This is a genomic window from Streptomyces sp. NPDC049585 (assembly GCF_040675615.1).
Classification (GTDB): Bacteria; Actinomycetota; Actinomycetes; order Streptomycetales; family Streptomycetaceae; genus Streptomyces; species Streptomyces luteosporeus.
This window is the reverse complement of record NZ_JBFAPE010000017.1, coordinates 23,233-36,582: the sequence shown is the minus strand read 5'-3', so window position 1 is coordinate 36,582 and position 13,350 is coordinate 23,233. Positions and strand designations below refer to the sequence as shown.

Genomic DNA, 13,350 nt, shown 5'->3' with positions numbered 1-13,350 from the left:
CGCGGAACAACCCCGCGAAAACGGCGGATTCGCGATGACGGGACAGCAAAAAACACAACGACGGCAAGACGACGGAAACAGCAACGGAAAACCGGGGGAGAAGCAGCTCCACATGGCATCACGGCGGGACGAACTCAACGCCTACACCTTCGCGAGGAAACGGACGGTCGCCGCTTTCCTGCAGCCCTCCCTCACCGGCTCGGAGGAAGGCGCCCCCCGGCCGCTGCGCACGATCCTGCCCGGCATCGTCGTCGGCGCCCTGCTCGTCGCGGGCTTCGGTGCCTGGGGCGTCTTCAAGCCCGTCGCCCCCAAGGGCTGGGACGACGTCGCCGCGCACGTCATCGTCGGCAGCGACTCCACCACCCGCTACGTCGTCCTGACCACCGACGGCAAGAAGCAGCTCCACCCCGTCCTCAACCTCGCCTCCGCCCGGCTGCTGCTCGACCCCGGCAAGGGCGGAGTGATCAAGGTCCGGGAGTCCGAGCTCGACGACGGCCACATCCCGCGCGGTCCCACCCTCGGCATCCCCTACGCGCCCGACCGCATGCCCACCGCCGCCCAGGCCGGCAAGCCCAAGCAGTGGGCCGTCTGCCAGCAGCCCGGCGGGGGCGGCAGGACCACCCAGAAGGCGGTCTTCCTCTTCGCCGCCGGCGACCCCAAGGCCAAGCAGCTCACCGGCCCCCGGCGGCTGCGCGGCGCCCAGGCGCTGTACGTCCAGGGCCCCGACGAGGCCCGCTACCTCGTCGACCCCAAGGGCACCCGCTACCTCATCGGCGGCCCGGACTGGCAGAACCAGGACCCCGCCGACCGCAACCTGCTGCTGCGCGCCCTCTTCAACGACGGCGCCCAGCCCCAGCGCGTCACCAAGGAATGGCTCGGCACCCTCCGCGAAGGCACACCCATCACCTTCCCCACCCTCCACGGCAACGTCGGCGACCCCGCCGGCGTCCCCACGCTCAAGGGCCGGGCGGGCCGCGTCGGCATGATCCTCCAGGCGCCCACCGGCACCACCACCCAGCACTACGTCGTGCTCCCCGGCAAGGTCGCCCGCGTCTCGGAGTTCACCGCCAAGCTGCTGCTCAGCAGCCGCGCCCTCGCCCCCCTCGGCCAGGCCGGCGCCCCCGAGCGCGTCAGCGCCGCCGACTTCACCCCCGACGCCGAGGAGTTCTACGGCGGCATGCACTGGCCCGCCCAGGTGCCCCGCACCGCCAACTCCGCCGACCCCGTGGCCGGCGGCGACGGCAACGACACCGTCTGCAGCCTCTTCGGCGGCCTCGACTCCGGCGGCAACCCCGACCTCGGCGTCTGGGCCGGCAAGGACTACCCCGCCACCATCCCCGACGGCGCCACCAGCGCCTACGTCACCCCCGGTTCCGGCCTGCTCTACCGGCAGGTCACCGGCCGCCAGACCGACAGCGGCCCGGTCTTCCTCGTCACCGACACCGGGCTGCGCTACGCCGTCCAGTCCAACGGCGACAGCGCCACCGACCGCTCCCGCATCGGCGACGCGCCCCCACCGGACCCCGCGCGGCCCGGGGCCTCCGACGCCGATCAGGCCCGTACCCGCCTCGGCTACAAGGACGTCGCCCCCGTGCCCGTACCGGCCAACTGGTCGCAGTTCCTGCCGACCGGACCCCGGCTGGACACCAACAGCGCCAAGCAGCCGCAGGGTTCGTAGGGAGCCGCCATGCGAACCCCGGCCCTGCTCACCGCCGCACTGCTGGCGTCCCTGACCACAACCGCCCCTGCCGCCCCCGCAGCCTCCACCGTGCTGGACGGCAGCGGCGAGTGCACCTACCCCGCCAAGCCCATCAAGGGCACGCCCTGGGCCCTGCAGCGCATCCTGCTCGACCAGCTCTGGCAGGACACCCGGGGCCGCGACCCCCAGGGACACCCCGTGCGCGTCGCCGTCATCGACACCGGCGTCGACGTCACCAACCCCCAGCTCAAGGACGCCGTCGACGCCAAGAGCGGCGTCGACCTGCTCTCCGGCGCGAACGACGCCGGCAAGGGCCCCACCGTCGACCCCGTCGGCCACGGCACCAAGGTCGCCGGCATCATCGCCGCCCGGCCCGCGCCCACCGGCGGATTCGTCGGCATCGCACCCGAGTCCGTCGTCATCCCCATCCGGCAGAACGACGAACGCGGCAGCGGCACCTCCCGCACCCTGGCCGAGGGCATCAAACAGGCCGTCGCCGCCGGCGCCCGCGTCATCAACATCTCCCAGGACACCGCCGTCCCGCTGCGCCCCGACTCCGACCTGGAACGCGCCGTCGCCGACGCCCTCGCCCACGACGTCGTCGTGGTCGCCTCGGCCGGCAACGACGGCGCCGACGGCCGGTCCAAGCCCACCTACCCGGCCGCCTACCCCGGCGTCCTCGCCGTCGGCGCCTCCGACCGCAACAACGAACGCGCCCCCTTCTCCCAGTCCGGCGACTTCATCGGCGTCGCCGCGCCCGGCGTCGACATGGTCTCCACCGTCCCCGGCGGCGGCCACTGCGTCGACCACGGCACCAGCTTCTCCGCGCCGTACGTCACCGGGGTCGCCGCCCTCATCCGCGCCAAGCACCCCGACTGGAAGCAGAACCAGGTCGTCGCCCAGATCGAGCAGACCGCCGAACGCGTCTCCGCCACCCGCGACCGCTACATCGGCTGGGGCGTCGTCGACCCCGTCCGCGCCCTCACCGAGGACGACCGCCCGCTCGACCGGGTCACCGTCCCCGAAGGACCGGCCCACCGCGTCGCCGCCCCGGAGCCGGCGCCGCTCGCCCTCGGCGAGACGCCGCAGGAGCGCCAGGTGCGCCTGGCCACGTACGCCCTGGGCGGCACCGCCCTGCTCGTCGCCGTGATCGCGGGCTCGGCCGTCGTCGTACGCGACCACCGGGGCCACCGGGACCCCAACCGCCGCAACCGGCCCTCCGGCGCCGGCGGAACCGCATGAAGGCACGAAGGAACCCATGAACCAGCCACATCGCGCACAGGACGGCCACCCGGGCCCCGGCTTCGGCACCGCACCGCAACCCTTCGTGCCGCTCCCGCAGCCGGGGGCCGTCCCGCCGGCCGGAGCTGTTCCGCCCGCCGGAGCTGTCCCGCCGGTCCCGCCGCCGGTCCCGCCGGCCCCGCCGCCGGGGCCGGTGTCGGCACCCGCTCAGCTCCCGCCGTCCGCTCAGGTCCCGCCGTCCGGGCCGGCGCCCGTGTCGCCCACTGCGCCGACCGAGCCGGCGGCGCCGGCCGCCGTGGTGCCGGCGCCGGCGGACGGGAAAGGCCCGCGTACGGCTCTCGCGATCGGCCTCGGCCTGCTGCTCGTCGCCGGCCTGGGCACGGGCGGCTGGTTCCTCTGGGGCCGCGGCGGAAACGATCCTGCTCGGCACTCCAGGCCCCCGGCCAAGGCCGTCGACGCCAAGCTGGACTGGATGGCGCCCGTCCCCGACGCGGACAAGGGCAGCGCCGACGAGATAGCGCGTCCCTGGTTCACGGACAAGAACGTGATCGTGCGCAGCAGCAAAGCCGTCACCGCGTACAGCATCGCGACGGGCAAGCCCGGCTGGACCCTCCCCGTACCCGGGTTCGCCTGCACCAGCTCCCCGCAGCAGGAGAACGGCATCGCCGCCGTCGTCTACGGCAAGGAGGAGTTCGCCTGCGACCTGGTCATGGCCGTCGACCTGGAGCACGGCCGGATGCTGTGGACGAAGGAACTGACCGACTCCAAGGGCCGCAAGGACAGCCACCACACCGCCAACATCTCCCTCGTGCAGGGCACCCTCACCCTCGCGGACGGCGTCGAGCCCCGCGTGTACAACGCACGCACCGGTGAGCGTCTCACGCCCCACGACTACGGCTGCCGCACGGCCGGGTCGGTCGCCGGCCCCTCCGGTGCCGAACAGCTCACCGTCGCCCAGTGCGGCATCTACGGCCGCAGCTTCGTGATGTCGGTCGACCCGAAGACCGGGCAGGAGAAGTGGACCTGGAAGCTCCTCGACGGCCTCGAAGCGCACAACGTCCTGTCCGTCGATCCGGCCGTCGTCACCGTGGCGCGCAAGGACGACAGCGACCCGACGGACGTCGTCGTCCTCGATGACAACGGCCGCCTCAGGAGCCTGATCTCCGCCTCGGCCGGCCCGTACGAATTCGGCGACTGCACGCGACGCCTCGACTCCTGCCGCAGCACTGTCGTCGACGGCGACACCCTCTACCTCGCCACCATCAACGGCAAGAAGGAGACCGACGGCGTCTACGCCAACGCCATCGCCGCGATCGACCTCGCCACCGGCAAACCCCGCTGGACCACCGCCCTGGCCGGCAACCGCCGCTACCGGCCCGTCACCATGCACGAGGGACGGCTGCTGGTCTACCAGGAGGCGTCGAAGGACGAGGCCGGCAAGCTGCTCTCCCTCGACCCGGACAACGGCAGCTCCGCCGTCTTCATGAACCTGCCGCAGGAATCGGCGGACGAGGAGTACAAGATCGGCCGGCTCGGCACCGTGTACTTCCGCAACGGCCGCTTCTACGTGGTCTCGCAGATCGGCATGACCGACCGGACGATGATGATGTCCTTTCACTGACGCAGCCCCGGGCGATCGACCCGTCACAGACCAGCAGCACGAGACCAGAAGCAGAAGCAGGAGCAGGAGCCCGGTGCACACACCCCAGTACGGGCAGACGCCGCCCAGGCTGTCCCAGTTCACGGCCAGCGCCACCGGTGGTGCGGGCGCCGGCGGGCGCCGCCGCACATGGCTGAAGCCGGCACTCGTCGGCCTCGCCCTCGCCGTCGTCCTCGCGGCGGGCGGCTGGGCGGTGTGGTCCTTCACCGGCGGGCCCGCGAGCGGCGGATCCAAGGGCGGCGGCACGGGCGGGAAGCCCGCCGCGGGCTCCGTCGTCTGGACGGCCGAATCCCGCACCAAGCCGGACGAGAAGAGCATGCGCTCGGCCCTCGGCACCTGGTTCACCGACTCGCTCGTGGTCAAGGCCGAACCGGACATGGTCACCGCGTACGACATCCGTACCGGCGAGAAGAAGTGGTCGTTCCTGCTCGCCGGCTCCCTGTGCGCGGCGTCGCGCGAGTCCGACGGCGGCACCGCCGTCGTCTCCGTCGAGTACGAGGGCGTCTGCGCCCGCCTGATGGCCTTCGACCTGCGCGACGGCAAGCGCAAGTGGGAGGAGCTCCTCGTCGACGACAAGGACGAGGCGGAGGCCCTCAAGCCCGACAAGTGGCTCAAGGCCGCCCTCGAACTCGCCGTCCACGACGGCCACCTCTACGCCACCTGGGGCGCCGGCGAACAGACCCGCCGCCTCTCCGACGGCAAGCGCGTCGGATCCATCAAGCGCAAGGCCTGCGAGATGGTCGACAGCGCCGGCGGCGCACGCCTGATCGCCATCACCTACTGCGACTTCAAGTCCGACGGCGAGATCACGATCCGCTCCCTGGACCCGAAGAACCTCGACAAGCCCAAGTGGACGACCAAGCTCCCGCGCCGCGACGGCTTCCTGTCCATCATCTCCACCAACCCGCTCGTCCTCGCCCAGGCACCGGGCAAGGGCGGCCCCGACGCCCGGTACGACTTCGTCGTCCTGGACCCGGACAGCGGCAAGGAGAAGACGCGCGTCCCCTACAACAGCTTCTGGCAGCTGGGCTCCTGCTTCCTCGCCGACTCCGGCTGCACGGGCGTGCTGGCCGACAAGGACTCCCTCTACGTCTCCGGCAAGGGCGTCACCATGGCCTACGACCTGGCCACCGGCAAGGAGCGCTGGACGTACAAGGCCGACGCCAACCGCTACACCATCCCGGTGGCGGTGCACGGCGGCCGCGTGGCCGCGTACACCGTCGCCACCCCCGAACGCCGCGGCCGCATCGCCTACCTGGACACGGCCACCGGCAAGGCCGTCCGCACGGTCGAGCACTCCGACACGGCCAAGGACCGCAAGAACGAGGCCATGATGAGCCGCATCGACGGCTTCCCCCGCCTGGTCGACGACCGCCTGCTCCTCGTCAACGACGGACAGTTCGCCGACGAACAGGCAGGCATGGTCCTCGCGATCAGCGCCCCCTGGTGAGCGGACGCCCCGCCTCACACCTCGATGTCGAACTCCCCGTCCCGGACACCGAGCACGAACGCCTCCCACTCGCTGGCGGTGTACCGCAGCACGGTGCCCGGATCGGCCGCCGACCGCATCCCCACCGCACCACCCTCCAGGTACGCGATCTCCACCCGCTCGTCCGAGGTGTCCCCGGGCGCACTGATCCACTCCGCGCCCGAGATGTCCATGGCGTACAGCGCTTCCTTCTCTTCTTCAGTGGCCACCGCGCAGGGCTCCTCTTCCGGTCGTCCGACAGTACGGATACGGGCACTCGCGCCGACGCTAGCAATCCCCGGCCACTGCGCGCGGGAGTTCGGCCACGCTCCCGTTTCACACCCCACCATCCCCGGACGAAAAGGCGTCCCCCTATGACTCAACCTCCCATACCTCCAGCGCCCCACCAGGGCTTCGGCCCACCCCCGCCCCCCTTCGGCCCGGCAGCACCCCCACCCCCACCGCCCGGCACGGGCGCCCGCCGCAAGGCCCTGCTCATCGCCCTCGCCCTGACCCTCCTCCTCACCGCCCTCGGCGGAGGTGGCTGGTGGCTGTGGGGTCGCGGCGACGGCGGTGGCAGCGGTGGCGGCGGCACGCCGCAGGCGAAGCCGCCGGAGACAGGACGACGTAACGCCCAGCTGGACTGGGTTGCGAGCAACCCGGAGAAGGGTGACGGCAGCACCAAGGCCGAACAGTGGCCCACCTGGTTTGCCGGCGGCAACGTGATCCGTGCCCGGGCACACGACGTCACCGCGTACGACGTCGTGCACGGCAAGCAGCAGTGGAACGTTTCGCTTCCGGGTGAGCTGTGCACCGCTTCGCGTAGGGCCACGCACGATGTGGCCGCCCTCGTCTACACCAAGAACGGCACGGATTGTTCGAACGTCATGGCTGTCGACCTCAAGGCCGGCCGTCCGAAGTGGGACAGCAACCTGCCGACGCAGGACGACAGGACCAAGGGGTACTTCCGGCCACAGGCTGTCGTCCTGGGAGAGACCGTCAAGGTGCTGTCCGCCGAGGACTCGGTCACCTTCGCTGCTGCTGACGGAAAGGTTCTCGCTCATCCGAAGCGCACGGCGGACAGGGACTGTATGGAGTACCGGAATTCCACCAATGGCAAGGCTGTCCTGGCGGCCCTCAAATGCCCTGGTGGACGCATGTTCGTGCAGCGTCTCGATGCGGGTACCGGGAAGGAGGAGTGGACCTGGAAGGTCCCTGACGGCCTGGAGATCAGGGGCATTCCTTCCGTGGATCCCGCGGTGATCTCGGTCGGCAAAACGGTTGACGGTGACGGATCGACCGACCTGATCAGCGTCAGCGGGGAGGGGCGGACCAGGGCCAGGATCACTCTCACGGGCAACGGAAACGCATCGGACGCTGCCTTCGGCAACGACACGGCCTACCTCTTCACACAGGACAAGGCCACCGCAGGAGACGCTCGTGCGAACAAGATCCTCGCCGTCGACCTGGCAACCGGAGAGAAACGCTGGGAAAGCGAAGCGGGTGGGCAACGGGTCAGCAGACCGGTGAGGCTCCTCGACGGCAAACCACTCGTCTACCAGGCAGCTCAGAACGACGAGGGCGGCAAGCTTGTGACTCTTGATCCCCGCAACGGAGCGGCGACGGTTGTCAAGGTTCTGCCGGCGGAGAGTGCGCAGGAAGAAGCGCGGGCGGCCTACTTGGGCGATGTCTACTTCGAAAACGGCAGGTTCTATATTGCGCCGTCACTCGTGTCGTCGCCGTCGTATGTGCTCATGTCGTTCAGCTGACCTGACTGCCGTCCTTCTGGAACCGATGGGATGTACTTGATGTCGAAACCGCTAGGCCCTGCCCGGACCTGGGGAATTATCCTGGCGATAGCCTTGCTGGTCGCAGGTTGCGGAACGTATCTGCTCTGGAACGCGTCCGGAAACGACACGAAGCCGTCGAAGAACAGGGACGGAGGAGCGGCGGCAGGCTCTCTGGCCTGGAAGAAGACGGCCCGTACCGAACCGTCGAAGAACTCCGACTACGCGCCGGGCGTCTGGTTCACCGCAACGACGGTGGTCAAGCCGGAACCCGACATGGTGACGTCGTACGACTTGAGGTCCGGAACGAAGCAGTGGTCCCTGGTTCTGAGCGGTACGCTCTGTGCCGCGTCCCGGGACAGCGACGAGGGCCGTGTGTTCCTCGCAGTCGAGATAGATGGCATGTGCGACACCGTCGTCGCCGTCGACATCGAGCGCGGTGTGCAGCTCTGGTCGGACCGCGTTGCGGCATCCGCTCCGGATGGCCCGGCAGCGGACGATTTCCGGCGGGCCAAGAGGCGGGTTCCGGCAACGGTTTCCGTGAGCGGTGGAATCGGGCTGATCGCCTGGGCCTCGGGCGGCAAGGCGTTCCGGCTTTCCGACGGGAAAGTCGCAGCCGCACTGCCAGGCGAAGCCCCGTGCGGCGAAACCGGAACAATCGGTGGAACCCAGTTCCTGATCCAGCGCTCTTGCGAAGGCCAGCCTCCTGTGGTCCGTGCGTTCGACCCGAAGTCCCCTGAGCGTCCCCGCTGGTCATGGCAGGGCGTCAAGGGAGAGAGCGTCGAAGGCATGCTGTCCGCTCACCCCGTCGTCCTCCTGCTCCGTGACACCACGGCCCACAGTGCTCACCTGGTGACCCTCGAAGACGAGAATGGGAAGGAACGTTCCCGCATCGAACTGCGGCGAGACCACGCAGGCCTTGAATGCTCGTCGTCGATGAGCAGGTGCCCCGAGTACCTGATCAACGGAGACATCGCCTACATCGCCGGCAAGGGAGCGACGACGGCGTACGACCTCGGCACGGGGCGAGAGCGCTGGACCTACAAGGCCGATGCCAACAGGACCGCTCTGCCTGTCGCCGTGAACGGTGGGCATGTCGCCGTTTACATCCCCGCAACCCCCGAGCGTGTGGGTGAACTGACCTCCGTCGCGGCCGCCACGGGCAAGTTGGCCGCAACGGTCCGGCACTCTCCCGACCTGCGAACTGCCGAATGGCACCTGGCGCACGGCCAGAGCGCCACGGCGCATCTCCAGCGGGGCCGGCTGCTGCTGGTCAACGAGGGCGGACTGGAATCCCGCGACAGCGAGGTGGTGGTGGCTGTCACAGCCACCAGGTGAGGCGCCGGTTGTCTATGCCATCAAGAGAAGTTGACGCTATCCCGGTGGGGCCGCGCAACACGAGTGGCTAGAGTGCTGTAAGCGCCGCACCGCAGCAAGCGGCGCCACATGGGGGAGGATTCGGTGAATACGCGCGACTCGGCCGGCCAGGCCTCGACGCCCTCGGGCAACGGCCACCTGGCCAAAGAAGCCGAAACGCTGACGACGTTCAAGAACCGCATCGACGAGGCACTGGCCAAGCTGGAGAAGTCCTCGGCCTCGCCGAAGACGATCGGCGACCAGAAGGTCCCTCCGCAGACGTTCGGCCAGAACTTCGGCTCGGCACAGCAACTCGCCGCGCTCTACGACAAGGTGCACGCCCGGCTGGAACTGCTCTCCAAGCAGTTCGGCGACCAGGTCGAGGCCATGGGCCTCGCCGCCGTCATCGCCGAACGCGGCTACGACGGCGTCGACGCCGACGAAGCGGCGCGCATGCGCGCGATCCAGAAGCGGGCGGGAGAGTACGAGCGCCAGCTGACCGGCAAGGGCGGCACGCCGCCGCCGGCGAAGGACGAAGCCGGAACCGCCGGAACGGGCCTGTAGGGGAGGCGAACGGAATGTCGGAGAGCGAGTTCCAGGGCAAGAGCCACGCAGAGCTCTACGAAATGGTGGCGAACGGCAAGCCGGACCGCCTGGCCGCGGTCGGCAAGGCACTGCAGGATGCCTTCGGTGATCTGGACGCCATCAGCAACGACCTCAAGGACCACGTGGCCCGCGTCAAGCTGGAAGGCGAGGGCGGCGACGCGTTCCGCAAATGGGGCGAGCAGATGGTCATGCAGACCACGAAGCTCGCCCACTACACGTCGTCCGCCGGCGCGGTGATGACCAAGGCGGCGGAGGGCCTCGCCAAGGCCCAGTCCCACATGCCCAAGCCCAGCACTTCGCCGTGCCTCGTGGATGCGGAGAAGGAGAAGGCACGCATGGCCGCCGCGGAGAAGGACCGCCAGGCGGCGGTGGACGCGATGCGGCTGGTGGACTCGTACTACACGACGGCGGGTGCGGATCTGGGGAAGCTGGAGGAGCCGCGGTTTGTGTTGCCGAACCTCGGTGGTTCCATCGATGAGATGTCGGACAGGCCGTACGAGTCCGGCACACCCACCGGGAGCGCAGGGGGCAACCCGAGTGCGACTGGGGGGTACCGGTCTGCTGGTGGGGCCGGGATACCACCAGGTGCTGTGCCTGCGAGCCATCAGTCGCCCGAGGGGGCTGGTAATTCGCCGGCCCTGGGACATGCGAGTGTCAGTGGCGCGCCGGTGGGTGCGTCGATTTCCGGCACGACCATCGACTCGACCGGCGTTGTCCAGCCTGCAAATCCCGTCACCGCTCAGGGGATTCCTCCCCATGCAGGTGATGCGCCGCGAGGGCGTCAACCCGAAGTGAGTATGCCGCCCGGGCCGGTCGGCCCGGGTCGCAGTGTTCCAGCCTGGCCCGTCAGCGCCGGCGGCGCCCCCGGACCCGTCCGAGGAACCACGGGTGCAAGGGAGCCGCAGTACGGCCTCTCTGTACCCCGGGGCGAGGGGCTCCCGCGGCCGGGCACGAGTGATGGGATCGCGGGCGGTCTGCCCAACCGGACAGGTCCCGGGGCAGGTGCGCCACGGTTGCCGCGCGGAACGGTGGTCGGGGAGGAAGGCGGCCTGGTCAACCGCGGGCCCGTGGGAATGGGAAGCGTTCCGGGTGCGGCCGCGAGCGGTGTCCCTGGCGGGTACACCGGTTCCGGGCAGCGCAAGTTCTTGACGCCGGGTGGACCGGTCGGTGCTGTTCCCGCGGCCCAGACGGCAGGGCGCTCGGGTTTCACGCCAGGAGGATCAGGTCTTGTGCGCGACCACCAATCATCAGGTGTACTGCCTCATGCGGGAACAGCTCCGGCCGGTGGTGGACGGCGCCAGCAGACGTCGCGTCCTGACTATCTGACGGAGGACGAGGAGACCTGGACACGCGGAAGGCGGGATACCGTCCCGCCTGTCATCGACTGATGCATTGGCAGCCTGCACCACGAGGAGACGCTTCACGCATGCCCCACACTCTTGGCAGGATGCGGCGAGGTTCTGCACAGGCCATGTCGGTTCTCACAGCCGGTGTGACCTGCCTTGCCCTCGCCGCACCCAGTGCTGCCGCCGACGGAGTGCGGTCCCGGCAGTGGTATCTCGACGCCATGCAGGCCGAAGACATGTGGAAGGTCAGCCGCGGGGCGGGCGTGACTGTCGCTGTCGTCGATTCGGGCGTGGACAGCTCGTCGCCGGAGCTGCAGGGGCAGGTACTGCCAGGCACGGACGTGTCACCCGACCCCAACAGGGACACCCCAACAACGGACCGAGACGGTCACGGGACGCGGATGGCTGCGCTCATCTCCGGCACTGGCGCAGAGGGAGGCGTCCAGGGCCTCGCACCTGGAGCGAAGATCCTGCCCGTCCGTGCCTCAGGTTTGGGCTTGGCCGACTCGATGGATCCCCTCATCGCAAGAGGTATCCGCTACGCCGCGGACCACGGTGCACGTGTCATCAATGTGTCCCTTGCCGGTGCTGCATCTCCGGATCGAAGTAAGCAGACAGCGGCCGCAGTGGACTATGCGTTGGGGAAAGGCAGTCTGATCTTCGCGGGCTCAGGCAACGACGGCGACAAGGGAAATCCGACGAATTACCCTGCAGCCGTACCCGGAGTGGTGTCAGTCGGAGCCATTGACAGAACCAGTACGGTCACGAAGTGGTCGAACAGTGCAAGTCACGTGGCCCTCGCGGCGCCCGGGGACGAGATTCCCGGCCGGTGCAAGGAGAGTTCCGGCTTCTGCCCGACTCGGGGCACCAGCCCCGCCACCGCCCTCGCCTCCGCCTCCGCCGCACTCATCTGGGCGAAGCATCCGGACTGGACGAACAACCAAGTGCTGCGCGTCATGCTGGACACCGCAGGCAAACCGACCACCGGCAAGATCCCGAGCCCCTACATCGGCTACGGTATCGTCCGCCCGCGCAAGGTCATCCTGGACGGGGAGGGGGACCCCGGCCCAGCCGACGTCAACCCGTTGCTGGCCGGTGCCGCGCCGACGCCTTCGAGTGAATCCAAGCCGTCGGCCCAGGGCGCGCAGCGCCCCGCGGTGCAGAACAGTAGCGAGAAGAGCGAAGTCAGCACCGTCTGGTTGAGTGTCGGTGCAGGCGCAGCGATCGTCGTGGTCGCCGCCGTCACCGCGATCGTGCTGGTGCGACGCCGCAACAGAACCCCTCCGCACTGGTCAGCAGGCAATGGGCCGGTCGGCTAGATTGCGGAGCGTGAATTCAGGGCGATTCAACTCGCCGACAACTCATGGGGGATGGTGAATTATGTCCTCGGACATCCAGAAGATTGAAGATGCGGCATTTACCGCGTTCGAAAACAGCCTCAAAGAGGCCAGCGCCGCAATGTCGGCGAACCTGAAGAGCCTGGTCAACGCCGTTGAGCAGGTCAAGCCCGCTTGGGAGGGGCGAGCCGCCCAGGCATTCACCACCGCTCAGATGCAGCTGAACGACGACCACGACGCGCTCCGCCGGCTTCTCGACGGCATTCACGATGCCGTGGCCCTTACGCGCAAGTCCAGCCACGCCAATGAGGAAGCCGTCGTCTCCAGCTTCAAGAGCATCGATGTGAACGGTGGAGCTGCTGGGGGTCACCTCGCCGCGAACAGCACGCAGACGGGTCTCAGTGCCGGCCTCGACAGCAAGATCCACGAGTACTGAGTTGCTGGCTCCAAGCGGAAACCAATCACTGAAGATCTGAGACGAGTGGGGGACGGATGTCCAACGACGGAATTCTGAAGGTTCAGTACAGCGGGCTGAGTCACACGGCAGCCGAGATCAGGTCGGCGTCTGCGCTGCTGGACAGCCAGCTCCAGGCCATCTGGGCTTCGGTCGAGAAGGTCACGCACGGCTGGCAGGGTGAGGCCCAGCAGATGATGCAGGCGGCCAGCAAGCAGTGGCACGCCCGGGCAGAGCACATCCATAGTGTTCTTAAGGACGTCGCCGAGAAGATCGAGCACGGCAGCACCCAGTACCAGGCCACGGACCGCAAGGCAGCAGGCCTCTTCCACGGCGGCTGATGTAACCAGCGGCAATGGCGTCATGGGGTGGGCCACCGTCACCGGTTGCCCACC

The 13,350-nt window shown here is 69.2% G+C and carries 12 protein-coding genes; 11 read left to right on the top strand and 1 reads right to left on the bottom strand.

Translation table 11 applies throughout. The features are described 5' to 3' along the window. Positions 1–112 precede the first annotated feature (112 nt). The 4 genes from eccB to AB0K17_RS18780 all read left to right on the top strand — a co-directional run bounded on the left by eccB (position 113) and on the right by AB0K17_RS18780 (position 6,051). On the top strand, positions 113–1,678 hold the full coding sequence (gene eccB, locus AB0K17_RS18795; protein ID WP_365967505.1) for a type VII secretion protein EccB: 1,566 nt from the start codon (positions 113–115) through the stop codon (positions 1,676–1,678). Positions 1,679–1,687: 9 nt separating this feature from the next. Next, positions 1,688–2,941, top strand: coding sequence for a type VII secretion-associated serine protease mycosin (gene mycP / locus AB0K17_RS18790; RefSeq protein ID WP_365983581.1), 1,254 nt, complete (start codon positions 1,688–1,690; stop codon positions 2,939–2,941). Between the two features lie 253 nt (positions 2,942–3,194). Beyond that, on the top strand, positions 3,195–4,562 hold the full coding sequence (locus AB0K17_RS18785) for a PQQ-binding-like beta-propeller repeat protein (RefSeq protein ID WP_365983580.1): 1,368 nt from the start codon (positions 3,195–3,197) through the stop codon (positions 4,560–4,562). Between the two features lie 73 nt (positions 4,563–4,635). Beyond that, entirely contained in the window at positions 4,636–6,051 is a 1,416-nt protein-coding gene (locus AB0K17_RS18780; RefSeq protein ID WP_365983579.1) for a PQQ-binding-like beta-propeller repeat protein, read from the top strand. A 14-nt stretch (positions 6,052–6,065) separates the two neighbouring features. On the opposite strand, the gene AB0K17_RS18775 is transcribed toward AB0K17_RS18780, so the two are convergent. Next, entirely contained in the window at positions 6,066–6,299 is a 234-nt protein-coding gene (locus AB0K17_RS18775) for a DUF397 domain-containing protein (RefSeq protein WP_365967509.1), read from the bottom strand. A 144-nt stretch (positions 6,300–6,443) separates the two neighbouring features. On the opposite strand from AB0K17_RS18775, the gene AB0K17_RS18770 reads away from it, so the two are divergent. The 7 genes from AB0K17_RS18770 to AB0K17_RS18740 all read left to right on the top strand — a co-directional run bounded on the left by AB0K17_RS18770 (position 6,444) and on the right by AB0K17_RS18740 (position 13,296). Beyond that, positions 6,444–7,838 carry a PQQ-binding-like beta-propeller repeat protein gene (locus AB0K17_RS18770; RefSeq protein WP_365983577.1) on the top strand — a complete coding sequence of 465 codons (1,395 nt, stop codon included), beginning with the start codon at positions 6,444–6,446 and terminating at the stop codon, positions 7,836–7,838. 93 nt (positions 7,839–7,931) lie between these two features. Continuing rightward, positions 7,932–9,194, top strand: a complete 1,263-nt coding sequence (locus AB0K17_RS18765) for a PQQ-binding-like beta-propeller repeat protein (protein WP_365983576.1) — start codon at positions 7,932–7,934, stop codon at positions 9,192–9,194. A 123-nt stretch (positions 9,195–9,317) separates the two neighbouring features. Then, on the top strand, positions 9,318–9,776 hold the full coding sequence (locus tag AB0K17_RS18760) for a hypothetical protein (RefSeq protein WP_365967512.1): 459 nt from the start codon (positions 9,318–9,320) through the stop codon (positions 9,774–9,776). Positions 9,777–9,790: 14 nt separating this feature from the next. Beyond that, positions 9,791–11,206, top strand: coding sequence for a hypothetical protein (locus AB0K17_RS18755; protein ID WP_365967513.1), 1,416 nt, complete (start codon positions 9,791–9,793; stop codon positions 11,204–11,206). Between the two features lie 83 nt (positions 11,207–11,289). Continuing rightward, positions 11,290–12,483, top strand: a complete 1,194-nt coding sequence (locus AB0K17_RS18750) for a S8 family serine peptidase (protein ID WP_365983575.1) — start codon at positions 11,290–11,292, stop codon at positions 12,481–12,483. 61 nt (positions 12,484–12,544) lie between these two features. Next, positions 12,545–12,937, top strand: coding sequence for a WXG100 family type VII secretion target (locus AB0K17_RS18745; RefSeq protein WP_365967515.1), 393 nt, complete (start codon positions 12,545–12,547; stop codon positions 12,935–12,937). A gap of 56 nt (positions 12,938–12,993) precedes the next feature. After that, positions 12,994–13,296: a WXG100 family type VII secretion target gene (locus AB0K17_RS18740; protein WP_365967516.1), complete on the top strand. Its 303-nt coding sequence runs from the start codon at positions 12,994–12,996 to the stop codon at positions 13,294–13,296. Positions 13,297–13,350: the final 54 nt, after the last annotated feature.

Excerpts from the sequence above, each read along its gene's own strand:
- eccB (WP_365967505.1), top strand. The coding sequence starts at position 113 with ATGGCATCACGGCGGGACGAACTCAACGCCTACACCTTCGCGAGGAAA.
- mycP (WP_365983581.1), top strand. The coding sequence starts at position 1,688 with ATGCGAACCCCGGCCCTGCTCACCGCCGCACTGCTGGCGTCCCTGACC.
- AB0K17_RS18770 (WP_365983577.1), top strand. The coding sequence starts at position 6,444 with ATGACTCAACCTCCCATACCTCCAGCGCCCCACCAGGGCTTCGGCCCA.
- AB0K17_RS18755 (WP_365967513.1), top strand. The coding sequence starts at position 9,791 with ATGTCGGAGAGCGAGTTCCAGGGCAAGAGCCACGCAGAGCTCTACGAA.
- AB0K17_RS18750 (WP_365983575.1), top strand. The coding sequence starts at position 11,290 with ATGTCGGTTCTCACAGCCGGTGTGACCTGCCTTGCCCTCGCCGCACCC.
- AB0K17_RS18745 (WP_365967515.1), top strand. The coding sequence starts at position 12,545 with ATGTCCTCGGACATCCAGAAGATTGAAGATGCGGCATTTACCGCGTTC.
- AB0K17_RS18740 (WP_365967516.1), top strand. The coding sequence starts at position 12,994 with ATGTCCAACGACGGAATTCTGAAGGTTCAGTACAGCGGGCTGAGTCAC.